Below are 21,059 nucleotides of genomic sequence, written 5' to 3' on the forward strand. Positions count from 1 at the left end.
AAATATGAGCCTGGAACCCAAAGAGCAGTTTGCCACTAACGTCTATTTCGACCGGACGTTCAATTGTGACGCCGCCAAGATTTTGCCCGGTGAATACTACTTCACCAACAAGGATATGCTGATCGTCACCGTGCTTGGCTCCTGCGTCTCGGCCTGCATCCGCGACCGCGTCACGGGCCTGGGCGGCATGAACCATTTCATGCTGCCCGACGGCGGCAGCGATACCAACAGCCCGATCTCGGCATCGATGCGCTATGGTACCTATGCCATGGAGATATTGATCAATGACTTGCTGAAGGCCGGTGCGCGGCGCGAGAACATGGAAGCGAAAGTATTCGGCGGCGGCGCCGTGCTGCGCGGCTTCACGGCGATCAACGTGGGCGAGCGCAATGCGGCTTTCGTCATCAATTACCTGAAGGCGGAAAAGATGCGCGTCGTGGCGGAAGACCTGAACGACATCCATCCGCGCAAGGTGTACTTCTTCCCGCGCAGCGGCAAGGTGCTGGTGAAGAAGCTGATGCAGACGCATAACGATACGCTGGTACGCCGCGAACTCGATTACGCAAGCCGCCTCAAGGTCGCGCCGGTGGGCGGCGAGATCGAGTTGTTTTAAACGCCAGGCAAAAACCTGCTGCGCGCTGCACTTTGCGGCCTGCGATGCCCGCCGTGCCTTGTCACGGCTGCGCTCCCGGCCACGAATCACTGCCGCCCGCGACGGTTTTGCCAGGTGTTCTTACTGATACAGAATAAGGGCCGCAAGGCCTGGAAGGGAATGAAATGAAGATCAAGGTTTTGATCGTGGATGATTCGGCACTGATCCGCAGCGTGATGACGGAAATCGTCAACAGCCAGCCCGACATGGAAGTGGTCGGCGCGGCGCCCGATCCGCTGGTGGCGCGCGAGATGATCAAGCAGACCAATCCCGATGTGCTGACCCTGGACGTCGAGATGCCGAAGATGGATGGCCTCGATTTCCTCGAAAAGCTGATGCGCCTGCGCCCGATGCCGGTGCTGATGGTATCGTCCCTGACCGAGCGCGGTTCGGAAATCACCATGCGCGCGCTGGAACTGGGCGCCGTCGATTTCGTCACCAAGCCGAAGATTTCGATCCAGAGCGGCATGCGCGAATACACGGACATGATCGCCGACAAGATCCGCGCCGCCTCCAAGGCGCGCATCCGCGCGCGCACGCTGCCTGCTGCCGGCGACAAGACGGCGGCGCCGCTGCCGGCCCTGCGCAGTCCCCTGACGTCGAGCGAAAAGCTGATCATCGTGGGCGCCTCCACGGGCGGCACGGAAGCGATCCGCGAATTCCTCATGCAGATGCCATCCGATTGTCCCGGCATCCTCATCACCCAGCACATGCCCGAAGGGTTTACGCGCTCGTTCGCGCGGCGCCTCGATTCCTTGTGCAAGATCTCGGTGCAGGAAGCGGCCGGCGGCGAACGCGTCTTGCCGGGCCACGCCTATATCGCGCCGGGCCACTCGCACCTGACCTTGACCCGCAGCGGCGCGAACTACATGACCAAGATCGACCAGGGCGAGCCGGTCAACCGCCACCGTCCTTCCGTCGACGTGCTGTTCCGTTCGGCCGCGCAATCGGCCGGCAAGAACGCCGTTGGTGTTATCCTGACAGGCATGGGCAAGGATGGCGCGCAAGGGATGCTGGAGATGAAGGCGGCGGGAGCGTATAATTTTGCGCAGGACGAGGCCAGTTGCGTGGTGTTCGGCATGCCGCGCGAAGCCATCGCCATCGGTGCCACGCATGAGGTTGGCGCCCTGACGGCGCTGCCTGGCATGGTGCTCGGATACCTGGCCGCGCACGGCATGCGTGCTTTGCGCGTGTAAGCCACGTTTTCATATGATGTAAGGCAAGTTTGTTCGCCTAAAAGCAACGAAAATGCTATCCTACAACTTGCTGCCGTAGTGTCGACCATAATGTCGGCATTCATGTCGATATTATTAACAAACCGCTACAGAAACAACGGAGTTATTCATGGCTGATCCAAAGATGAAATTTTTAGTCGTTGACGATTTTTCGACGATGCGCCGCATCGTCCGGAATCTGTTGAAGGAACTGGGTTATGCCAACGTCGACGAGGCGGAAGACGGCGTCATGGGCCTGGCCAAGCTGCGCGCGGAATCCTATGATTTCGTCGTCTCGGACTGGAACATGCCGAACATGGACGGCCTGACGATGCTGCAGCATATCCGCGCCGATCCGGCACTGGCCAAGCTGCCCGTGCTGATGGTCACGGCCGAAGCGAAGAAGGAAAACATCATCGCTGCCGCGCAAGCGGGCGCCAGCGGTTACGTCGTCAAGCCGTTCACGGCCGCGACCCTCGATGAAAAGCTGAACAAGATTTTCGAGAAGCTGGAAAAAGCCGGCGCCTGAGCGGTTTTCCCCGGCTGGCCGGCCGCCTCGTTTTCGAGGCGGCGCAGCCATGTAAAAAACGTTGCCAGTTCGCACTGGCAGCGTTTTTTTTTGCCAGGTCACCGTCAGGGGCGGGAATGCTCCCAGCGTTGCCTTCAATAATGTTTCTGCAGAGTGGATGCGCCCGGCATCGCGTCTCCGGCGCCACCCCGGGTGATTCGGCACGTGGCGCGTGGCCACGCCGTGGAAGAGGCGGCCAGCCGCGCAAGCGGCTCAGATATGCAGCGGGCCAGTTGAATATGCCTGGCATTTCCCTGCTTGCCGGGGACCGCGCTTTTTTGCCCCCGGCCTGGCTTCAGCCGGGCGGCAGGCCGCCCATGCGCATGCATGAGCACCCGCCCTGGCGCCTGAGCACCGGGCGGCGTGCAACCGGCCGCTCCGGTGCTATACCAGGCCGCCGTTGGCGCGCAGGGTCTGGCCATTGATCCAGCGGCCATCGGGGCCGGCCAGGAAGGCGACGGCGGCGGCGATGTCTTCCGGCGTGCCCAGGCGCGCCAGCGGCGCCATCTGGCTCATGCGTTCTATCGTTGCTTCCGTCTTGCCGTTCAAGAACAGGGCCGTGGCCGTGGGGCCGGGAGCGATGGCATTGACGGTGATGTTCTTGCCGCGCAATTCCTTGGCGAAGATATTCGTCATCGTCTCGATGGCCGCCTTGGTGGCGCCGTAGACGCTGTAGCCGGGCAGGGCCAGGCCAATCACGCTGCTCGAGAAATTGACGATGGCGCCGCCGTGGCGCAGGCGGCTGGCCGCCTGGCGCATGGTGTGGAAGCTGCCCTTGACGTTGACGGCGAACAGCTTGTCGAACGTGGCGTCGTCCGTCTCGGCCAGCAAGGGCAGCACGGGCGGCATGATGCCGGCATTATTGACCAGTACGTCGACGCCGCCAAAAGCCGCTTGCGCCGCATCGAACAGGGCCAGCACCTCGCTGGCATCGGCCACGTCGGCCTTGACGGCGATGGCGCTGCCGCCGCCGGCAAGAATGGCCGCCACCAGATCGTCCGCTGCCTCCTTGCCGCTGGCGTAGTTGACGACGACGCGCATGCCGTCGCGCGCCAGGCGGCCGGCGATGGCCGCGCCGATGCCGCGCGCGGCCCCCGTGACGATGGCAACCCTGGCCGGTATGGCTGCTGTGTTCATGCTTGTTCTCCTGTGCTGGTGGGAGGCCCGCATGCTGTTGCTGCGTGCCAGTACAGTCATTGTGGTCTTTATTGGCGCATGGATAAAGATGGGTTTGATGGCATCAGTGTGCAAATTTCATGAACAATCATGATGGGCCTGCCTGGCGCACAACGGACACGGCCCCGCCGGAGCATGTAATTTCTCAAATGAATTAAATATTTCCCAAAGTTAACTTTACACTTGAAATCAATTGGCCCATGATCGCTGCACTGTTTCCACCTCTGTCCCCGACCCCGACAAGAAGGAGCGCACCATGCGCCGACTATCCCTATTATTTTTCGTCCTCGGCACGGCCGTGCTGGCGGCTTGCGGCGTGAGCGTCGAGCAGGCCGGCGAGCGGCCCGGCGGCCAGGCTGCCGTATTGCCGGCGGAACCGGAGGCCCGGCCGTCCGGTGCGCCTGACGCGGACCTGCACCTGGCCGTCGATGACAGGCATGCGTATCTGTACCGGGTCGGCGGCAGCGATTATGTCAGTCTCGGCGCGCGCGCGCCGCACGGCGCCCGCCTGCCATTGAAAGCGGCGCGCGGGCAGGCGAAGGCCATCCGCCTGCTGGCGGCCGATCCGGCCCAGGCGCGCGCCATCCTGCGCAGCCTGAAGCTGCCGGCAAGCCAGCGCAAGTTATGGATGGGGGAGGAAATCGTGCTCGATGCGGCCAGCTATGAAAGGCTGCGGGTCTTGAGTGGCAAGGGGCAGCCCCTGTTGATGGCGCAGATGGAATTGCAGGCGGTGCGCCTGGAAAAATAAGGTGGAAAGGGCGACGGGGAGCGGGTGGCCACGTCGCGCCCGATGCCGTTCAGATTTCCAGGTTGTCGATCAAGCGCGTCTGGCCCAGCTTGGCGGCGGCCAGCACCACCAGCGGTTCGCCGGCGGCCAGTTCGGCGGCGCTCGGCGCCTGCAGGTTGGCGCGCTTGCGCACGGCAATGTAGTCCGATTTCCAGCCACGGCCGTCCAGCACCCGCATGGCGGCCTGTTCCAGTTCGCCCACGGCCAGGTTGCCCTTGCGCACTTCCTCGGCCACGAAATTGAGGCCCTTGAACAGTTCCGGCGCTTCCGCGCGTTCGCTTTCCGACAGGTACATATTGCGCGACGACAAGGCCAGGCCATCATCGGCCCGATACGTTTCGGCGGCGATGATTTCCGTCGGCAGCGCGAACTGGCGCGCCATGTTGCGGATGATCATCAATTGCTGGTAATCCTTCTTGCCGAACACGGCCACACGTGGCCCTACGCAGGAAAACAGCTTGGTGACGACCGTACACACGCCTTCGAAGAAGCCGGGGCGGAATTCGCCTTCCAGCGTGTTGCCCAGGTCATCGGGCGGGCGCACGCGGTATTCCTGCGGTTCCGGGTACAGTTCCTTTTCCGTCGGGGCGAACAGCACGTACACGCCTTCCTTTTCCAGCTTGGCGATGTCGGCTTCCATGGTGCGCGGATATTTTTCAAAATCTTCGTTCGGGCCGAATTGCAGGCGGTTCACGAAGATCGAGGCGACGACGGGGTCGCCATGCTTGCGCGCCAGGCGCATCAGCGACAGATGGCCTTCGTGCAGATTGCCCATGGTGGGGACGAACGCCGTGCGCAGCTGTCCGCTGAGCTGGTCGCGCAATTCTTCGATGTCGGAAATAATTTTCATTGATTGCTTTCGCTAAAACCCCGTTGTACGGTGGTCAGTGACAAAGGGAAGGGGTCAGGCGGGCGAATAGGCCAGCCGGACGTAAATGGGCGCAAACGGTTCGGCCTGCGTGATTTCGATCAGGGTTTCCTTGGCCAGTTCCAGCAGGGCCACGAAATTGACCACCACCACTGGCACGCCGCCGGCAATGTCGAACAGGTCGCCAAATTCCACGAAGCGCGACGATTGCAAATGCCGCAAGATGCTCGACATGTGCTCGCGCACGGACAGTTCCTGGCGGCTGATGCGGTGATGCTGGGTCAGCTTGGCGCGTTTCAGCACGTCGAGCCACGCCTGCTGCAGGTCCACTGGCTCCACCTCGGGCCAGGTGGGCGTCAGGCTTTGCTCGATGAAGATCTGCGTGCGCACGAAGTCGCGCTCGAACTGGGGAATGGCGTTCAGGTCGTAGGCGGCCAGCTTGATCTGCTCGTACTCGAGCAGGCGGCGCACCAGTTCGGCCCGCGGGTCGCCGCCATCTTCCTCGACTTCGCTTTTGCGTGAAGGCAAGAGCATGCGCGACTTGATCTCGATCAACATCGCCGCCATCAGCAGGTACTCGGCGGCCAGTTCCAGGTTGCGCACGCGGATCTGGTCGACATATTTCAGGTATTGCAGGGTCACCTGCGCCATCGGGATGTCGAGAATGTTGAAGTTTTGCTTGCGGATCAGGTAGAGCAGCAAGTCGAGCGGGCCTTCGAAGGCTTCGAGGAAGATTTCCAGCGCGTCCGGCGGAATGTACAGATCCGTCGGCATGCGCAGCATCGGCTCGCCATACAGGCGGGCGATGCCCAGCGGATCGGCGGCGGGCGCCGCGTCCGTCACTGCCGTGGCGGATGTTGCAGGGTCGCCGCCGCCGTCGCCGCTAGCGACAGGTTCGGGCGACTCGATGACTGCGCCGGCACCGGAAGCGTCGGCTTCCGGCGTGACTGCAGACTCTTCAGGCAACATCGTGCCGCTTCCAGATCTTAGTTCTTGTTCTGGTAAACGTAAGCCTGCTGCTTGACGGCCGACGCCAGCTGGCGCTCCTGCTCATCCAGGCTGACGGGCGGCTTGTCCCATAGCAGGGCGCGGCCCGCTTGCTGGCCTTGTTCCATGGCGGGGTTCTTGGCCTTCAGTTCGGCGATGAACAGGGTGTGGTCGGATACGTAGTTGTTGTGTTTTGCAGGCAGTTTCATATTCTCTTCTGAGTGTCTGATAAGTAAGGTCAGCAGGCCACATTTTACCGCGCCAGGGGGCGTGGCGGGACATTCTGGCGGCGAGCCACGGGGAAAATGCTAAAAATCAATAACGCAGCAAGCGCCGCATCACCATGGGAGCCGGTTCGGCGGGATTGGCATGCGAATATTCCAGCTCCTCGGCCAGTTCGAACTCGAAGGCCGCATAAAAGTCGATCAGCTTGCGCTGGTCGCGCCGCACGGCCAGGCGCAACTCTTCGGCCTGGCACGACAAGCCATGGTGGATCACGGCTTCGAGCAAGTGTTGCGAGACGTGGCTGCCGCGGAAGGCCGGCAGCACGCCCATGCGCGAAATCTTCCAGATGGCCGGATCGCTGTCGAGCGGCATCCAGCGCAGCGAACCGGCCGGTACCTCGTCGACCAGCAGCAGGAAACCGCCGCCGCTGCGCAGCTGGCGCTCCACCTGCTGCGCCGTTTCGTGGTGCCCGCTCGATGAGGCGGCCACCTTGCCGGCCCATGCCGCGCGGGTCAGGTCAGCCATCAGCTGTGCATCGGCGATGCCTGCTTCACGCACCACGATATTCATCATCGGCCCTTAGCGGATGCGCATGCCAGGTTCCGCGCCTGGCCACGGGTTCAGGATGTAGATGCCCGGATTGGCCTTCTCGTCGGCGGCGGAGGCGGCCATGACCATGCCTTCGGAAATGCCGAACTTCATCTTGCGTGGCGCCAGGTTGGCCACCAGCACCGTCAGCTTGCCGACCAGTTCTTCCGGCTGGTACGCCGAACGGATGCCCGAGAACACATTGCGCAAGCGGCCTTCGCCCGCATCGAGGGTCAGGCGCAGCAGCTTGTCGGAGCCGTCGACCAGTTCGCAATTGACGATCTTGGCGATGCGCAAGTCGACCTTGAGGAAATCGTCGATCTTGATCTCGGGCGCCAGTTCCTCGATGGCGGCAGCAGCAGCGGCAGGCGCTGCGGCGTCGTTGGCGGCGTCGCCGGCCGGTGCCGCGATGGCGGTGGCCGCTTGCGGCGCGTCAAACAGCGCTTCGATCATCTTCGCATCCATGCGCGTCATCAAGTGGCTGTAGGCGCCGATGGTGCGGCCCAGCATGCTGTTCGAGACGGCGTCGCCGAACACTTGCGTATCCGCCCAAGTGAACTCGGCGTCGTTGAGGAACGATGCCACGTTCTTGGCCACGCCCGGCAGCACCGGCGACAGCAAAATCGTCAGCTGGCGGAACAGGATCAGGGCCGTGGTGCACACGTCGTGCAGCTCAGCGGTTTTTTCCGCATCCTTGGCGAGGATCCACGGTTTGTTTTCATCGACATACTGGTTGGTGATATCGGCGATTTCCATGATTTCGCGCAAGGCCTTGCCGAATTCGCGGTTCTCGAAGTGCGCGGCGATGCTGGCCTGGCGCTCGACGATGACGCCGTTGACGTCCGCCGTCAGCGCGCGGTTGATCCAGCTTTGCGCGCCTTCCGACAGCGTCGAGGCCAGCTTGCCGTCGAAACGCTTGGCGATGAAGCCGGCGCAGCGGCTGGCGATGTTCACGTACTTGCCGATCAGGTCGCTGTTCACGCGGGCGACGAAATCTTCGCCGTTGAAGTCCAGGTCTTCCACTTTCGAGTTCAGCTTGAAGGCGATGTAATAGCGCAGCCATTCCGGATTCATGCCCAGGTCCAGGTAGCGCAGCGGCGAAATACCGGTGCCGCGCGACTTCGACATCTTTTCATTATTGACCGTCAGGAAGCCATGCACATTGACTTTCAGTTTGTCGATCACCGGGTGATCGGCGAACTTCAGCATGGCGGGCCAGAACAGCAAATGGAAGGAGACGATGTCCTTGCCGATGAAGTGGATCTGTTCCGTCGTCGGGTCATTCAGGAAGGCGTCGAAATCGATGCCTTTCTTGTCGCAATAGTTTTTCAGGCTGGCCAGGTAGCCGACCGGCGCGTCCATCCACACATAGAAGAACTTGCCCGGCGCATCGGGAATCGGGATGCCAAAGTAGGGCGCGTCGCGCGAGATATCCCAGTCGGCCAGCTTTTCACCCGCTTCGCCCAGCCATTCGCTGACCTTGTTGACCATTTCCGGCTGCAAGCGGCCTGGCGTATTCAGCCAGCTTTTCAGGAATTCGAAGCAGCGCGGGTCGGACAGCTTGAAGAAATACTGTTCCGACGGCTTCATCACGGGCGTCGCGTTGGTAAACACGGAGAACGGATTGACCAGGTCGGTCGGCTGGTAGGCGGCGCCGCACACTTCGCAATTGTCGCCGTACTGGTTCTTGGCGCCGCATTTCGGGCATTCGCCCTTGATGTTGCGGTCGGCCAGGAACATGCCCTTGACCGGGTCGAAGAAGCGGTCGACGGTTTTCGTGACGATCAGGCCCGTATCGCGCAGCTTGCGGTAGATCGATTGCGACAGATCAACGTTTTCCGGCGAATCGGTCGAATACCAGTTGTCAAAAGCGATATGGAAGCCATCGAGGTACTGGGCGCGGCCGGCGGCGATGTTGGCGACGAATTGCTGCGGCGTGATGCCTTCCTTTTCGGCGGCGATCATGATGGGCGTGCCATGCGTATCGTCGGCGCCCACAAAGTGCACTTCACGGCCGGCCGCGCCATCGCGTTGCATTCGCTGGAACCGGACCCAGATATCAGCCTGGATGTATTCCATGATGTGGCCAATGTGAAAAGCGGCGTTTGCGTAAGGCAGGGCAGTGGTGACGAACAGCTTGCGAGTCATGATTGATGCACTTTTGGGATGGATAATAGGACATTTTAACAGCGGAAAGGCAATATGAGCAGATGCAGCGCCGGCAAGTGATGCTTTTGCCGCCATCGCACCATGCAAATTTGCGCTAGACTGCGCGTATTGCACATATGTAGTACACACGGAGATTTACATGAGCATCACAGTAGAAGACGTCAAGGCCGCGCTGGCCCAGGTTATTGATCCAAATACACATAAAGATTTCGTTTCCAGTAAAACCGTCAAGAATCTGAAGGTCGATGGCAATGATATTTCGCTCGACATCGAGCTGGGCTACCCCGCCAAGAGCCAGATCGACCTGATCCGCAAATCCGTGCTGGCCGCCCTGCGCGTGCTGCCGGGCGTGGGCAACGTCAGCGTGGGCGTGTCGTCGAAAATCATTTCGCACACGGTGCAGCGCGGCTTGAAGCCGATGAGCAACGTGAAAAACATCATTGCCGTCGCTTCCGGCAAGGGCGGCGTGGGCAAATCGACCACGGCCGTCAACCTGGCCCTGGCCCTGGCGGCCGAAGGCGCCACCGTGGGCATGCTGGACGCCGATATCTATGGCCCGTCGCAGCCGATGATGCTGGGCATCAGCGGCCAGCCGAAGACGCTCGACGGCAAGAGCATGGAGCCGATGGAAAACCACGGCCTGCAAGTGTCGTCGATCGGCTTCATGATCGATCCGGACGAGCCGATGGTGTGGCGCGGCCCCATGGTCACGCAAGCCTTGCAGCAGCTGCTGGACCAGACCAACTGGCGCGACCTCGATTATCTGATCGTCGACATGCCGCCAGGCACGGGCGACATTCAGCTGACCCTGTCGCAGAAAGTGCCCGTCACGGGCGCCGTGATCGTCACGACGCCGCAGGACATCGCGCTGCTGGATGCGCGCAAGGGTCTCAAAATGTTCGAGAAGGTCGGCATTCCGATCCTCGGCGTGGTGGAAAACATGAGCACGCATATCTGCTCGAACTGCGGCCATGCGGAAGAAATCTTCGGTGCCGGCGGCGGCGCGAAGATGTGCGCTGACTTTGGCGTGGAATTCCTCGGCGCCTTGCCGCTGACCATGGCCATCCGCCAGCAGACGGATTCGGGCACGCCGACCGTCGTGGCCGAGCCGGAAGGCCCCGTCGCCGTGATCTACAAGCAGATCGCCCGCACCATCGCCATCAAGGTGGCGGAAAAGGCGAAGGATATGACAAGTAAATTCCCGTCGATCGTCATCAAGAACGACTAGTGGCTGGGTGGCCTTGCAAACCTACTGCGCAGCTCACTTTCGGGTCGGCGTTACTCACCGTACTAAAGTACGGTTGCGTTACTCAACCCGACATTGAGCTTGCTCGCTACGGTTTTCAAGGCCACCATGGCACCATTGGATTTATCCATTGGCTTAACTCTTCCCTGGCGCCACGACCGCCAGGAATATGGTTTCATGCAGTCCGTATTGTTATTAAACAAAAGGAGACATCATGCAATTGAGCACCGTATTCCTGCGCCAGGCCGCAGTCCTGCTTGCCGGCAGCCTGCTGGCCGCCAGCGCCTTTGCCCAATCCGTGTCGTTCGTCGAGCCAGTCGATGGCGCGACGGTGACCAGCCCGTTCAAAGTGAAATTTGCCGTCAGCGGCATGGACGTCAAGCCGGCCGGCGACATGACGGCCAAGACGGGCCACCATCATCTGCTCATCAATACGGGGCCGATGAAGGCGGGCGAAATGATACCCATGGATGACAAGCATTTGCATTTTGGCAAAGGACAGACGGAAACGGACGTCACCTTGCCGCCGGGCCAGTACACGCTCACCATGCAGTTCGCCAACGGCGCGCACCAGTCGTATGGGCCGGAGTTGAGCAAAAGCATCAAGGTGACGGTCAAGTAAGTCCGATATATTGTCTGTTGCGACAAAGGCCGGGTTCCAGCGATGGAGTCCGGCCTTTTCTTGTTATTGCTTTCTGTCATCATTGCGTCATATAGTCGACGTATGCTGCCCGGTGGCCTAACTTTTGATGAGCGGATATGACGAAACATTTCTTCCTTTCCCGGCAACTGGCGCAGGCGCTGCTGCTGGTCGCTGGCGTGGCGGCCTGCCAGGCGCAGGCGGCCAAGATTGCACCGGCCACTGCGGCGCAGCCGAAGCTGGTGGTGGTGCTGGTGGTGGACGGCTTGCCGCAAGAGCAGGTGACGCGCTACCGCGAGCAGTTCGGCCAGGGCGGCTTCCGCCGCCTGCTGGAGCAGGGCGCGTGGTTCAGCGATGCGCACCAGGCGCATGGCATCACGGTGACGGCCATCGGCCACTCGGCCGTGCTGTCGGGTGCCTACCCGTATCAGCATGGCGTGATCGGCAATAACTGGATCGATCCCGTCACGAAAAAATCCGTGTACTGCACCGAAGACGGCAATTTCCACTACATCGGCGAAGAAACGAAACCCGATGACGGCACCTCGCCCGTGAAGCTGCGCGTGAGCACCCTGGGCGACGAATTGCGCTATGCCACGGGCGACCAGGCCAAGGTCGTCACCGTGTCGGGCAAGGACCGGGGCGCCATCCTGCTGGCCGGGAAAACGGGCACGGCCTATATGTACATGGAAAAGACGGGCAACTTCGCCAGCAGCACCTACTATATGCAGCAGCACCCGCAATGGGTGCAGCGCTACCAGGCCAGCAAGCCGCAGGACCGCTACTATGGCAAGAGCTGGACGCCGCTGCTGGCCGATGCGGCCTATGCGCGCGACGCCCGCGACGATCTGGTGGCGGCCAAGCCGGGCACGCGCAACAGCTTCCCATTCGCCTATTACAGCGACAGCGGCAAGCTCGATGGCGAATACTACAGCCGCTTGAAGTCCGGTCCCTTCCTCGACGAGCTGACGCTGGAATTCGCGCGCGCCGCCATCGATGGCGAAAACCTGGGCCGCAACCCGGCCGGCGTGCCCGACATCCTGGGCGTGAGCCTGTCCGCGCACGACTATGTGAACCACGCCTACGGCCCCGAAAGCAGGATGTCGCACGACCACCTGCAGCGCCTGGACCGCATGCTGGCCGGTTTCTTTCTTGATCTCGATAAAAAAGTCGGCATGGATAACGTGCTGGTGGTGCTGACGGCCGACCATGGTTTTGCCAACGTGCCGGAATTTACGGAAGCGCGCGGCGGTTTCTCGGCCAAGCGCATCGACGGCGCCAAGCTGGTCGATGCCTTGAACCAGCACCTGGCGACAAGCCTGGGCATCGAAAAGCTGGTGACGACGTCGTCGCTGCCGAATATCTACCTCGATTACGCGCTGGCGGAAAAGAGCGGCGTCCAGCGCGCCGACCTGGAAGACGCGGCAGCCCGCTTCCTGCTGCAGCAGGACGGCCTGGCGCAAGTCTACACGCGCACGCAGATGGAAACAGGTGCCGTCGCCACGCGCATGGATACCCTGATGCGCCGCGCCTGGAACCGCCAGCTGTCGGGCGACCTGATGGTCGTCACGAAGCCGGCCTGGTACTTCGGCAAGGGCAGCGGCGGCACCTCGCACGGCACGCCGTACACGTATGACACCAACGTGCCGCTGATGGTGCTTGGCCCCCGCTGGATCAAGCCGGGCGCCTACGGCCAGTACGCGGAAGTGGTCGATATCGCCCCTACGCTGGCGCATCTGCTGCGCATACGTCAGCCGTCGGCGTCGGAGGGGCGGGTGTTGACGGAAGCGGTGCGGTAAGGGCGGTGCTGCGCGCTTGTCGGCTTACGCGCTTGGCGCTAACCCGACCTACGATGACCTTGTAGGTCGGATGACGCGGGGCGCAGCCACGCGTCATCCGACAACATCGTCGGCAAAACCGCTTACAGCAGCCAGTCGATCGGCAGCACCGACAGAATCGCCACCCCCATGCGCTTCCACACGCTGGTGCCCGGCTCCGTGTCGTAGCGCGTGGTGGTGCCGCTGGCGTCGCGGGCGATCCAGTACAGCGCGCCGTCGTCGCCAAGCAGGACTTGGTAGGCGCGTTGCGGAATCGTCGTGCGCATGGCCAGGCCCAGCTGGCGGGCCAGCACGGGGCTGTCGATGACGAGGCCCATTTCCGTATTCAATTCGATCGAGCGCGGGTCGAAGTTGAACGAGCCGACGAAGATGCGCCGGTCGTCGACGGCAAAGGTCTTCGCATGCAGGCTCGATGCCGAGCTGCCGAAGCGGCCCGGCTGCTCGCGCGCGTCGCCGGCCTCCCACGAGCGGCGCGATTCATACAGCAACACGCCCGCTTCCAGCAGCGGTTTTCGCCACTTCGCATAACCCGCATGCACGGCCGCCACGTCGGTCGCTTCCAGCGCATTCGTCAGGATGCGCACGCCCACGCCCTTGTGCGCGAGGTCGGCAAAGGCCTGCGTGCCGCTCTTGCCGGGCACGAAATACGGCGACACCAGGTCCACCTCCTTTTCCGGCACGCCCAGCAGGTTTTGCAGGTTCTCCGCCACGCCCGAACCGGGTTTTGCCTTGTCCAGCACCTTGGCCGGGTCGTCGCTGACCATGCGCGTCTTTGCCCATTCGAAGGGCAGGGTGCGTTCCATCATCTGTCTGACGAAGGGCGAAGTGCGCAGCGCCTGCACGTATGCCTCGGCCGCCTTGCTGTCGTCGATGCGGTCCGCTTCGGCCGCGATGGTGCTCGCGTCGCCTTGCGCGGGAGCCTTGATCAGCAGGGCAGCCGGGTAGGCCGAGGCGCTGTTCCAGTAGCGGTCGAAATCCTGCGAGACCTCGTCGACGACGGGGCCGATGGCCAGCACGTCCAGGTCGGCGAACAGCACGTCGCCGGCCGCGCCGAAGTATTCGTCGCCCACGTTGCGCCCGCCGACGATGGTGGCCTGGTTGTCGGCCGTGAACGATTTATTGTGCATGCGCCGGTTCAGGCGCGAGAAATCGGCGAGAAAGGCCAGCGCGCGCGGCGAACGGGGCATGAAGGGATTGAACAGGCGGATTTCCAGGTTGGCCTGCTTGCCCAGCAGGGCCAGGGTCTGGTCCAGGCCCGAAGTGTTGTTATCGTCGAGCAGCAGGCGCACGCGCACGCCCCGCTCGGCCGCCTGGCGCAGGGCGTCGAACAGCAGGGTGCCGGTGATGTCCTTGTGCCAGATGTAGTACTGCACGTCCAGGCTGCGTTGGGCCGCGGCGGCCAGCAGGGCGCGCGCGGCAAACGCATCGCGGCCGTCGGCCAGCGGATAGATGCCCGAGACGCCGGGATGCTGTGCCGCCATCGTGACGACGGCTACGCCCAGCTGCGTGCCGGCTGTGTCGGTAATCGCCAGGCTGGGCGTGCGGCCTTCCAGCGAGGGCAGGGAAGCGCAGCCGGCAAGGACGGCGGATAGCAGCAGGGGCAGCAGCAGCCGGGTGGCGCTGCGGAAGGGAAGTGCTTGGACGGGCATGGCGGGCTTTCATCGGGTTGCCCCGATGTTAGCAGATGCGCATGCCCGCACGGGGCGCGGTGTTAGAGCTGTTCCAGCGCGATCAGTTCTGCCACCGTCTGGCGGCGGCGGATCAGCCGCGACGGGTGTTGCTCATCCACGCCATCGACCAGGTATTCGGCCGCATGCGGGCGGCTGTTGTAGTTCGACGACATCGACGCGCCATACGCGCCGGCGCCTTCGAAGACCACGTAGTCGCCCACCTGCGCTGCCGGCAACAGGCGCGTTTCCACCACGCCGCCATCGCGCTGGGTAAACACGTCGCCCGATTCGCACAGGGGGCCGCCGACGACGGTGGCGCATGCCGGGCTGGCGTCCAGCGCGCGGCCGTCATGCGCGATGACCGACATTGCATGGTAGCTGCCGTACATGGCGGGGCGCATCAGTTCATTGAAGCCCGTATCGAGCAAGGTGAAGTGGTTGCCGCCCATTTGCTTGGTGGCGCGCACTTCGGCCACCAGCAGGCCCGCGTCGGCCACGAGGAAGCGGCCCGGTTCGATTTCCAGGTGCACGCGATGGCCCAGGTGCGCCTCGATCTGCTTGCGCGCCGCATCCCACAGCTGGAAGTAGTGGTCCGTGTCGACCGGTTGCTCGCCTTCGCGGTAGGGCACGGACAGGCCGCCGCCCGTGGAAATGGCTTCGATGTCGTGGCCCATGTTCTTGACCAGGTCGACCATGGTGCCGCAGACGGTTTCCAGGTGGCTGTAGTCGACGCCCGAGCCGATATGCATGTGCAGACCCACCAGGTGCAGGCCGTGCGCGCGGATGACGGCCAGCGCCTCGGGCAGCTCTTCGTGCCAGATGCCGTGCTTGCTGTTTTCGCCGCCCGTATTGGTCTTGTTGCTGTGGCCATGGCCATAGCCGGGATTGATGCGCAGCCAGACGCGGTGGCCGGGCGACACGGGGCCCAGCTGGCGCAGCATGTCGACGGAGCCGCAATTGACTTCGATCTTGGCCGCCGCCACGCGCGCCAGGGTGGCGCGGTCGAACAGGTCGCAGGTAAACACCACGCCGGCGGCGCCGTTCGTTTGCGCCGGCGCAAAGCCTGCCTGCAGCGCGCGCTCGATCTCGCCCAGCGAGACGGCGTCCACGTGCACGCCCGCCTCGCGCATCAGGGTCAATAAATGGATGTTCGAATTGGCCTTTTGCGCGAAACGCACGGTGTCGAACTGCGCCAGCTGCGCGATGCGCGCGCGGATGGTGGCCGCGTCATACACCCACAGGGGCGTGCCGTGTTCCTGGGCGAGTTGGGCGAGGGTGGCGTCTGGCACTGGTTTCATGGCGGTGGTCTTTATTATGTGATGGGTGGTGTCGGATTGCGCGGGCTTTGCCCGCTAATCCGACCTGCGATGCTGGTCATGATGGGGGTTTTCTGTGTAAACATAAAATATCCATTTAAGTCTACCTTATTCATTTATGATATGGGTATGACTATCTCCTTGCGCCATATCGAGGTTTTTCGGGCCATCATGACGACGGGCAGCGTGACGGCCGCCGCCGCCATGCTGCACACCTCGCAGCCCACGGTCAGCCGCGAGCTGGCGCGCCTCGAGCACTTGACGGGCTTGACCCTGTTCGAGCGCGAACGGGGACGGCTGCGCCCCACGGCGCAGGCGCTGCAGCTGTTCGAGGAAGTGCAGCGCGCGTATTTCGGCCTGGAGCGCATCGTCAGCACGGCGGCGGCCCTGCGCCAGTTCGACCAGGGGCAGCTGTCGATCGCCTGCCTGCCCGTGTTTTCCCAGTCGCTGCTGCCGCAGGCGTGCAAGCGCTTCATCGCCGATTTTCCCAAGGTGAGCATCAGCATCACGCCGCAGGAGTCGCCGCTGCTCGAGGAATGGCTGTCGGCCCAGCGCCACGATATCGGCCTGACGGAAGTGGGCAATGCGCCGCCTGGCACGGCGCTGGCCACCCTGATGTCCGTCGATGAAGTGTGCGTGCTGCCCGATGGCCATCCATTGGCAGCCAAGATGACCTTGGCGCCGGCTGACTTTGCGGGCCAGTCTTTCATCAGCCTGGCCGCCGTCGACCCCTATCGCCAGCAGATCGACGCCATCTTCGCGCAGGCGGGCGTGGAGCGGCGCATGGCGCTCGACACGCACAGCGCCGCTTCCGTGTGCGCCATGGTGCGCGAAGGCGTGGGGCTGGCCATCGTCAATCCGCTCACGGCACTCGATTATGCGGGGCAGGGCTTGCAGATCCGCCGCTTTGCCGTTTCCCTGCCGTTCACGGTAAGTCTCGTGAAACCCTTGCACCGGCCCCTGTCGCAACTGGTCGCCCTGTTCGAGCAGGCGCTGCAGGCGCAGGCGGGCGAGGTGAAAAGGCGCTTGCTGCAGCTGTGACGGCGCTTGTGGAGCGGCGGCGGTCAACAGAGTAAAATGGCGTTTTACTTATTCAGGCCTGATTACTTCGATGACCACAACCGCTACTCCCGTCCGCACCCGTTTCGCTCCCAGCCCCACCGGCTATCTCCACCTGGGCGGCGCCCGCACCGCCTTGTACAGCTGGGCCTTTGCCCGTCACTTCGGCGGCACCTTCGTGCTGCGCATCGAAGACACGGACGTGGAGCGTTCGACGCCGGAAGCCGTGCAGGCCATCATCGAAGGCATGCAGTGGCTGGGCCTGGACCACGACGAAGGTCCGTTCTACCAGATGGCCCGCATGGACCGCTACCGCGAAGTAGTGGCGCAGATGCTGGCCGAAGGCACGGCGTATCACTGCTATTCGTCGCCGGAAGAAGTCGAGGCGATGCGCGAGCGCATGCGCGCCGCCGGCGAAAAGCCCCGCTATGACGGCACCTGGCGTCCGGAGCCGGGCAAGACCCTGCCTGCCGTGCCAGCGGACCGCAAGCCCGTCGTGCGCTTCAAGAATCCGCTCGACGGCGACGTGAGCTGGGATGACGTGGTCAAGGGCACGATCACGATTTCCAACCGCGAGCTGGACGACCTGGTGATCGCCCGCCCTGACGGCACGCCCACGTATAACTTCTGCGTGGCCGTCGATGACTGGGACATGGGCATCACCCACGTGCTGCGCGGCGATGACCACGTCAACAATACGCCGCGCCAGATCAACATCCTGCGCGCCATCGGTGCGCCGCTGCCGCTGTACGGCCACCTGCCGATGATTTTGGGTTCGGACGGCCAGAAGATGTCGAAGCGCCGCGATGCCGTCAGCGTGATGGACTACCCGGCGCAGGGTTTCCTGCCCGAGTCGATGCTGAACTACCTGGCGCGCCTGGGCTGGAGCCACGGCGATGATGAAGTATTCTCGGTGGAGCAGTTCTGCGAGTGGTTCAACCTCGATCACCTGACCAAGTCGGCCGCGCAGTTCGACCTGGAAAAGCTCAAGTGGCTCAATAACCAGTACATCAAGCAGGCAGACAATACCCGCCTGGCCGACCTGGCGCGCCCGCAGATGGTCGCCGCCGGTGCCGTCTTCGAGGGGGCGCCTGATCTGGCGCAAGTGCTGGGCATGATGAAAGAGCGCGCCAATACCGTCAATGAACTGGCTGCCGCCTCGATGCTGTTCTTCCGCGAGCCGCAGCCGGAAGCGGAGCTGGCAACGCAGCACATCACGGACGCGATCAAGCCCGTGCTGGCGCAGTTTGCCGAGCGCATCGCCACGGTGGAGTGGAGCAAGGAAGCCGTGGCCGCCATGATCAAGGAAGTGCTGGCCGCCAACACCATCAAGATGCCGCTGCTGGCCATGCCCTTGCGCCTGATTCTGACGGGTCAGCTGCAGACGCCGGCCATCGACCAGGTGGTGGTGATGTTCGGCCGCGACACCGTGCTGGCGCGCCTGGCAAAGTGGCTGTAATCGCCGCGCCGAATTGATCGTGTAAACGCAGTGCGGAAACCGCCCCTATGAAAAGTTGCTCATAGACGAAAAAGGGTATTTGCAGAGTGAAACTTCTTTGCTATACTCTTGTTTCTGCACCAACGGGGGTATAGCTCAGCTGGGAGAGCGCTTGCATGGCATGCAAGAGGTCAGCGGTTCGATCCCGCTTACCTCCACCAGCAGCAAAATCGCAGTCAGGTTTTGTTAGTCGTTGAAGTGGTGCAGTAGTTGTTAGGAAGTTCCGCGGTCCCCATCGTCTAGAGGCCTAGGACATCACCCTTTCACGGTGAGTACAGGGGTTCGAATCCCCTTGGGGACGCCAGGTAGTTGTGGTATAGTAGTGGCAGTTGTTTGTACTGATTGTTGTAAGTTCAGGCCCGTTAAAAGCGGAATCTGGATGGAAAGCAAGTAGTGGAACAAAGTCGCCAAGTGCGGCTTTTATTATTTCTGCGCCCGGGGGGTATAGCTCAGCTGGGAGAGCGCTTGCATGGCATGCAAGAGGTCAGCGGTTCGATCCCGCTTACCTCCACCAACAGCGCAGAAGTAAGGTGGTAACTGTAGTACCAAGGTCCCCATCGTCTAGAGGCCTAGGACATCACCCTTTCACGGTGAGTACAGGGGTTCGAATCCCCTTGGGGACGCCAGTTCATTCTGGTGTTGTAGTCGTAAAGAAGTAGCAGTGTTTCTGCGCCCGGGGGGTATAGCTCAGCTGGGAGAGCGCTTGCATGGCATGCAAGAGGTCAGCGGTTCGATCCCGCTTACCTCCACCAATAGCGCAGAAATCACGTGATAATCAAAGTCGCCTCGAGCGGCTTTTTTTATTTCCGCGACACTTCCCGCCATACCCCTCGGGGGAATATGGCTAAGCTGTTAGCGCGCTTGCATGGCATGCAAGAGGTCAGGGTTGGCTCCCGCTTACCTCCACCAACAGCGCAGAAACGGGTAGGTAAAGCAGTAAATAAATCAAAGTCGCCTCGAGCGGCTTTTTTTATTTCCGTGACACTTCCCGCCATACCCCTCGGGGGAATATGGCTAAGTGGCGTAGGTCGGATTAGCGTAGCGTAATCCGACAGCACCATCTTCTGAAGCCAACATCCGTATCCATGCCGCCTCCACCAACAGCGCATAAATCACATGATAATCAAAGTCGCCTAGGGCGGCTTTTTTTATTTCCGTGGCCCTTATCGCCATACCCGACAGGGGAGTGTGGCGTAGGTCGGATTGGCGTAGCGTAATCCGACGGCACCATCTTCTGAAGCCAACATCCGTATCCATGCCGCCTCCACCAACAGCGCATAAATCACATGATAATCAAAGTCGCCTCGAGCGGCTTTTTTTATTTCCGGGCCAATTTCGCCATACCCTTCGGCGAGCGTGGCCAAGCTGTTAGCGCGCTGGCATGGCATGCAAGACGTCGCGCTTGGCTCCCGCTGATGCCCATGCATGGGTTGCTGGACGTCGAGGTGGCCAGCGGGCGGCGCATGGCCGGCAGTTATCAGCGTTCCCTTATGCTGCCCAGCGGTCGCGATAGATCGGCAGTGAAGTCGACATATTGGGTGGAAAGCCCGCGTAGCTGGTCGAGCAGTGGACGGTTGTCTCCGCGCCGCCACTGAAAAGAATAGATTACCGGCGCTGGCATTTCGGCGGCGGCGAGCGGGAGCAGCAGCCCCTGGTCAACCAGCTTTTGACTCCAGCCAGTGGGCAGTATGCCGATCCCGACAGAGGCAATCAGCATGCCGGCAATGGCCCCCCAATTATTGCAGCTTATACGCTCAACGGCAGCGATGCCGTGAGCCAGTAGCCAGTCATCAATCAGTCGCGTGGTGCCAGCTGATGGCGGCAAGGCAACGATGGGCTGTCCAGCGTCAAGTAAATCGGCGGCGCCACGTAAGCCAGGCGGGCTGTCAGATACGGCCAGGGTTGGCGCGGCAAGCCAGATGAATTGTGCTTGGCTGACTGGTTGCGACAGGATGCCGTGGTGCGATGAGCGTCCGGCAATGATCGCAAAATCGAGCTCGCCCTTGGTGACACGGCTTTCCAGAACTGAGCCCACGTCGACATAGGGTTCGAGCGTCAATTTGGGATGCAGTGCCCGGACTTGCGCAATGAACTGCGGTAGCCAGGTCAGCGCGCTGAGTTCGCCAACACCAAAGGTGCAACGGCCAACTAGCCCGGCAGAGGGGGCGAAGGCGGTACGTATTGCGGCGGCGTCATCGAGCAGCGCCAGCGCGCGTGGCAGCAATGCCTGGCCAGCATCGCTGAGTACGGCGCGGTGGCCACTCCGGTCGAACAGATTGATGCCAAGCGCTTCCTCCAGTTCTGAAATGCGCTTGGAGAGAGACGATACGGACAAATGCAGGCGTTCGGCGGCAATCGCAAAGTTGGCGCAGGTGGCGGCCCAGTAGAACGCTTCGAGTTGCTTTAAAGTCATGGATATCACTTGTTCTCTTTTTTCGAAATTAATTGTACATAATTTTTCGCTTTTATCTAAATTGTGCTTGATCAAAAATGCTTGACAGGGCAAATCGCGTCGGTGCCAGGCGTTGGGCGGGCGGCATGTGCAGGCCATCGCCCTA

19 protein-coding genes, 5 tRNA genes and 1 pseudogene are annotated in these 21,059 nt (G+C 62.0%); 14 read left to right on the plus strand and 11 right to left on the minus strand.

The annotated features are described in order from the left end of the window. Positions 1–4: 4 nt before the first annotated feature. From cheD to cheY, 3 genes are all read left to right on the plus strand, one after another. Positions 5–613, plus strand: coding sequence for a chemoreceptor glutamine deamidase CheD (cheD, locus tag AC3RCJ_RS10780; protein ID WP_492962505.1), 609 nt, complete (start codon positions 5–7; stop codon positions 611–613). A 164-nt stretch (positions 614–777) separates the two neighbouring features. Then, positions 778–1,848, plus strand: a complete 1,071-nt coding sequence (locus tag AC3RCJ_RS10785; RefSeq protein ID WP_492962503.1) for a protein-glutamate methylesterase/protein-glutamine glutaminase — start codon at positions 778–780, stop codon at positions 1,846–1,848. 148 nt (positions 1,849–1,996) lie between these two features. After that, a complete protein-coding gene (gene cheY / locus AC3RCJ_RS10790) occupies positions 1,997–2,395 on the plus strand; it encodes a chemotaxis response regulator CheY (RefSeq protein WP_010396677.1) in 399 nt (132 codons plus the stop codon). A gap of 96 nt (positions 2,396–2,491) precedes the next feature. Here cheY and AC3RCJ_RS10795 read toward each other — a convergent pair. Together AC3RCJ_RS10795 and AC3RCJ_RS10800 are read right to left on the minus strand one after the other, a co-directional pair. Next, a pseudogene (locus AC3RCJ_RS10795) lies at positions 2,492–2,657 on the minus strand (IS1595 family transposase); the annotation flags it as partial. Between the two features lie 161 nt (positions 2,658–2,818). Next, positions 2,819–3,571 carry a glucose 1-dehydrogenase gene (locus AC3RCJ_RS10800; protein WP_492962501.1) on the minus strand — a complete coding sequence of 251 codons (753 nt, stop codon included), beginning with the start codon at positions 3,569–3,571 and terminating at the stop codon, positions 2,819–2,821. 295 nt (positions 3,572–3,866) lie between these two features. On the opposite strand from AC3RCJ_RS10800, the gene AC3RCJ_RS10805 reads away from it, so the two are divergent. Then, the gene (locus tag AC3RCJ_RS10805) at positions 3,867–4,358 is read left to right on the plus strand and encodes a hypothetical protein (RefSeq protein ID WP_492962499.1); all 492 of its coding nucleotides are present in this window, start codon (positions 3,867–3,869) and stop codon (positions 4,356–4,358) included. A 49-nt stretch (positions 4,359–4,407) separates the two neighbouring features. Here AC3RCJ_RS10805 and panC read toward each other — a convergent pair whose 3' ends face one another. From panC to metG, 5 genes are all read right to left on the minus strand, one after another. Continuing rightward, a complete protein-coding gene (panC, locus tag AC3RCJ_RS10810; protein WP_492962497.1) occupies positions 4,408–5,247 on the minus strand; it encodes a pantoate--beta-alanine ligase in 840 nt (279 codons plus the stop codon). 54 nt (positions 5,248–5,301) lie between these two features. Then, positions 5,302–6,234 carry a segregation and condensation protein A gene (locus AC3RCJ_RS10815; RefSeq protein WP_492962495.1) on the minus strand — a complete coding sequence of 311 codons (933 nt, stop codon included), beginning with the start codon at positions 6,232–6,234 and terminating at the stop codon, positions 5,302–5,304. A gap of 17 nt (positions 6,235–6,251) precedes the next feature. Continuing rightward, positions 6,252–6,461 (minus strand): DUF3460 family protein, encoded by a 210-nt coding sequence (locus tag AC3RCJ_RS10820; protein WP_492962493.1) that lies wholly within the window; start codon positions 6,459–6,461, stop codon positions 6,252–6,254. Positions 6,462–6,567: 106 nt separating this feature from the next. After that, complete coding sequence (locus tag AC3RCJ_RS10825) at positions 6,568–7,047, minus strand: GNAT family N-acetyltransferase (protein ID WP_492962603.1); 480 nt, start codon at positions 7,045–7,047, stop codon at positions 6,568–6,570. A 9-nt stretch (positions 7,048–7,056) separates the two neighbouring features. Further along, positions 7,057–9,213: a methionine--tRNA ligase gene (gene metG, locus AC3RCJ_RS10830; RefSeq protein WP_492962491.1), complete on the minus strand. Its 2,157-nt coding sequence runs from the start codon at positions 9,211–9,213 to the stop codon at positions 7,057–7,059. A 160-nt stretch (positions 9,214–9,373) separates the two neighbouring features. Here metG and apbC point away from each other — a divergent pair, with 160 nt between their 5' ends. The 3 genes from apbC to AC3RCJ_RS10845 all read left to right on the plus strand — a co-directional run bounded on the left by apbC (position 9,374) and on the right by AC3RCJ_RS10845 (position 12,919). Next, a complete protein-coding gene (gene apbC, locus AC3RCJ_RS10835; RefSeq protein ID WP_128139888.1) occupies positions 9,374–10,462 on the plus strand; it encodes an iron-sulfur cluster carrier protein ApbC in 1,089 nt (362 codons plus the stop codon). A gap of 232 nt (positions 10,463–10,694) precedes the next feature. Further along, on the plus strand, positions 10,695–11,102 hold the full coding sequence (locus tag AC3RCJ_RS10840) for a DUF4399 domain-containing protein (RefSeq protein ID WP_492962489.1): 408 nt from the start codon (positions 10,695–10,697) through the stop codon (positions 11,100–11,102). A gap of 137 nt (positions 11,103–11,239) precedes the next feature. After that, complete coding sequence (locus AC3RCJ_RS10845; protein WP_492962487.1) at positions 11,240–12,919, plus strand: alkaline phosphatase family protein; 1,680 nt, start codon at positions 11,240–11,242, stop codon at positions 12,917–12,919. A 122-nt stretch (positions 12,920–13,041) separates the two neighbouring features. On the opposite strand, the gene AC3RCJ_RS10850 is transcribed toward AC3RCJ_RS10845, so the two are convergent. Together AC3RCJ_RS10850 and lysA are read right to left on the minus strand one after the other, a co-directional pair. Next, positions 13,042–14,607 carry a phospholipase D family protein gene (locus AC3RCJ_RS10850; protein WP_492962485.1) on the minus strand — a complete coding sequence of 522 codons (1,566 nt, stop codon included), beginning with the start codon at positions 14,605–14,607 and terminating at the stop codon, positions 13,042–13,044. 62 nt (positions 14,608–14,669) lie between these two features. Next, entirely contained in the window at positions 14,670–15,926 is a 1,257-nt protein-coding gene (gene lysA, locus AC3RCJ_RS10855; RefSeq protein WP_492962483.1) for a diaminopimelate decarboxylase, read from the minus strand. Positions 15,927–16,073: 147 nt separating this feature from the next. Between lysA and AC3RCJ_RS10860 the strand changes: the two genes are divergently transcribed. The 7 genes from AC3RCJ_RS10860 (at position 16,074) to AC3RCJ_RS10890 (ending at position 19,253) form a co-directional block, all read left to right on the plus strand. After that, positions 16,074–16,985 (plus strand): LysR family transcriptional regulator, encoded by a 912-nt coding sequence (locus tag AC3RCJ_RS10860; RefSeq protein WP_492962481.1) that lies wholly within the window; start codon positions 16,074–16,076, stop codon positions 16,983–16,985. Positions 16,986–17,055: 70 nt separating this feature from the next. Then, positions 17,056–18,462 carry a glutamate--tRNA ligase gene (gene gltX / locus AC3RCJ_RS10865; RefSeq protein ID WP_492962479.1) on the plus strand — a complete coding sequence of 469 codons (1,407 nt, stop codon included), beginning with the start codon at positions 17,056–17,058 and terminating at the stop codon, positions 18,460–18,462. A 124-nt stretch (positions 18,463–18,586) separates the two neighbouring features. Further along, positions 18,587–18,662, plus strand: a tRNA-Ala gene (locus AC3RCJ_RS10870). 67 nt (positions 18,663–18,729) lie between these two features. Then, a tRNA-Glu gene (locus tag AC3RCJ_RS10875) sits at positions 18,730–18,805 on the plus strand. 134 nt (positions 18,806–18,939) lie between these two features. Then, a tRNA-Ala gene (locus tag AC3RCJ_RS10880) sits at positions 18,940–19,015 on the plus strand. 36 nt (positions 19,016–19,051) lie between these two features. Beyond that, positions 19,052–19,127 (plus strand) — tRNA-Glu (locus tag AC3RCJ_RS10885). Between the two features lie 50 nt (positions 19,128–19,177). Further along, a tRNA-Ala gene (locus tag AC3RCJ_RS10890) sits at positions 19,178–19,253 on the plus strand. 411 nt (positions 19,254–19,664) lie between these two features. Here the strand turns inward: AC3RCJ_RS10890 and AC3RCJ_RS10895 are convergent. Both AC3RCJ_RS10895 and AC3RCJ_RS10900 read right to left on the minus strand, forming a co-directional pair. Continuing rightward, complete coding sequence (locus tag AC3RCJ_RS10895; RefSeq protein WP_492965154.1) at positions 19,665–19,865, minus strand: hypothetical protein; 201 nt, start codon at positions 19,863–19,865, stop codon at positions 19,665–19,667. A 113-nt stretch (positions 19,866–19,978) separates the two neighbouring features. Beyond that, positions 19,979–20,914 (minus strand): LysR family transcriptional regulator, encoded by a 936-nt coding sequence (locus AC3RCJ_RS10900; protein WP_492965158.1) that lies wholly within the window; start codon positions 20,912–20,914, stop codon positions 19,979–19,981. Positions 20,915–21,059: the final 145 nt, after the last annotated feature.

The organism is Janthinobacterium sp. GW822-FHT07H11 (assembly GCF_058798615.1).

Coding starts and splice junctions, on each gene's coding strand:
- AC3RCJ_RS10860 (WP_492962481.1), top strand. CDS start 16,074: ATGACTATCTCCTTGCGCCATATCGAGGTTTTTCGGGCCATCATGACG.
- AC3RCJ_RS10840 (WP_492962489.1), top strand. CDS start 10,695: ATGCAATTGAGCACCGTATTCCTGCGCCAGGCCGCAGTCCTGCTTGCC.
- AC3RCJ_RS10815 (WP_492962495.1), bottom strand. CDS start 6,234: ATGTTGCCTGAAGAGTCTGCAGTCACGCCGGAAGCCGACGCTTCCGGT.
- AC3RCJ_RS10850 (WP_492962485.1), bottom strand. CDS start 14,607: ATGCCCGTCCAAGCACTTCCCTTCCGCAGCGCCACCCGGCTGCTGCTG.
- panC (WP_492962497.1), bottom strand. CDS start 5,247: ATGAAAATTATTTCCGACATCGAAGAATTGCGCGACCAGCTCAGCGGA.
- AC3RCJ_RS10800 (WP_492962501.1), bottom strand. CDS start 3,571: ATGAACACAGCAGCCATACCGGCCAGGGTTGCCATCGTCACGGGGGCC.
- lysA (WP_492962483.1), bottom strand. CDS start 15,926: ATGAAACCAGTGCCAGACGCCACCCTCGCCCAACTCGCCCAGGAACAC.
- cheD (WP_492962505.1), top strand. CDS start 5: ATGAGCCTGGAACCCAAAGAGCAGTTTGCCACTAACGTCTATTTCGAC.
- apbC (WP_128139888.1), top strand. CDS start 9,374: ATGAGCATCACAGTAGAAGACGTCAAGGCCGCGCTGGCCCAGGTTATT.
- AC3RCJ_RS10825 (WP_492962603.1), bottom strand. CDS start 7,047: ATGAATATCGTGGTGCGTGAAGCAGGCATCGCCGATGCACAGCTGATG.
- cheY (WP_010396677.1), top strand. CDS start 1,997: ATGGCTGATCCAAAGATGAAATTTTTAGTCGTTGACGATTTTTCGACG.
- AC3RCJ_RS10900 (WP_492965158.1), bottom strand. CDS start 20,914: ATGACTTTAAAGCAACTCGAAGCGTTCTACTGGGCCGCCACCTGCGCC.
- AC3RCJ_RS10785 (WP_492962503.1), top strand. CDS start 778: ATGAAGATCAAGGTTTTGATCGTGGATGATTCGGCACTGATCCGCAGC.
- AC3RCJ_RS10820 (WP_492962493.1), bottom strand. CDS start 6,461: ATGAAACTGCCTGCAAAACACAACAACTACGTATCCGACCACACCCTG.
- AC3RCJ_RS10845 (WP_492962487.1), top strand. CDS start 11,240: ATGACGAAACATTTCTTCCTTTCCCGGCAACTGGCGCAGGCGCTGCTG.
- gltX (WP_492962479.1), top strand. CDS start 17,056: ATGACCACAACCGCTACTCCCGTCCGCACCCGTTTCGCTCCCAGCCCC.
- AC3RCJ_RS10805 (WP_492962499.1), top strand. CDS start 3,867: ATGCGCCGACTATCCCTATTATTTTTCGTCCTCGGCACGGCCGTGCTG.
- metG (WP_492962491.1), bottom strand. CDS start 9,213: ATGACTCGCAAGCTGTTCGTCACCACTGCCCTGCCTTACGCAAACGCC.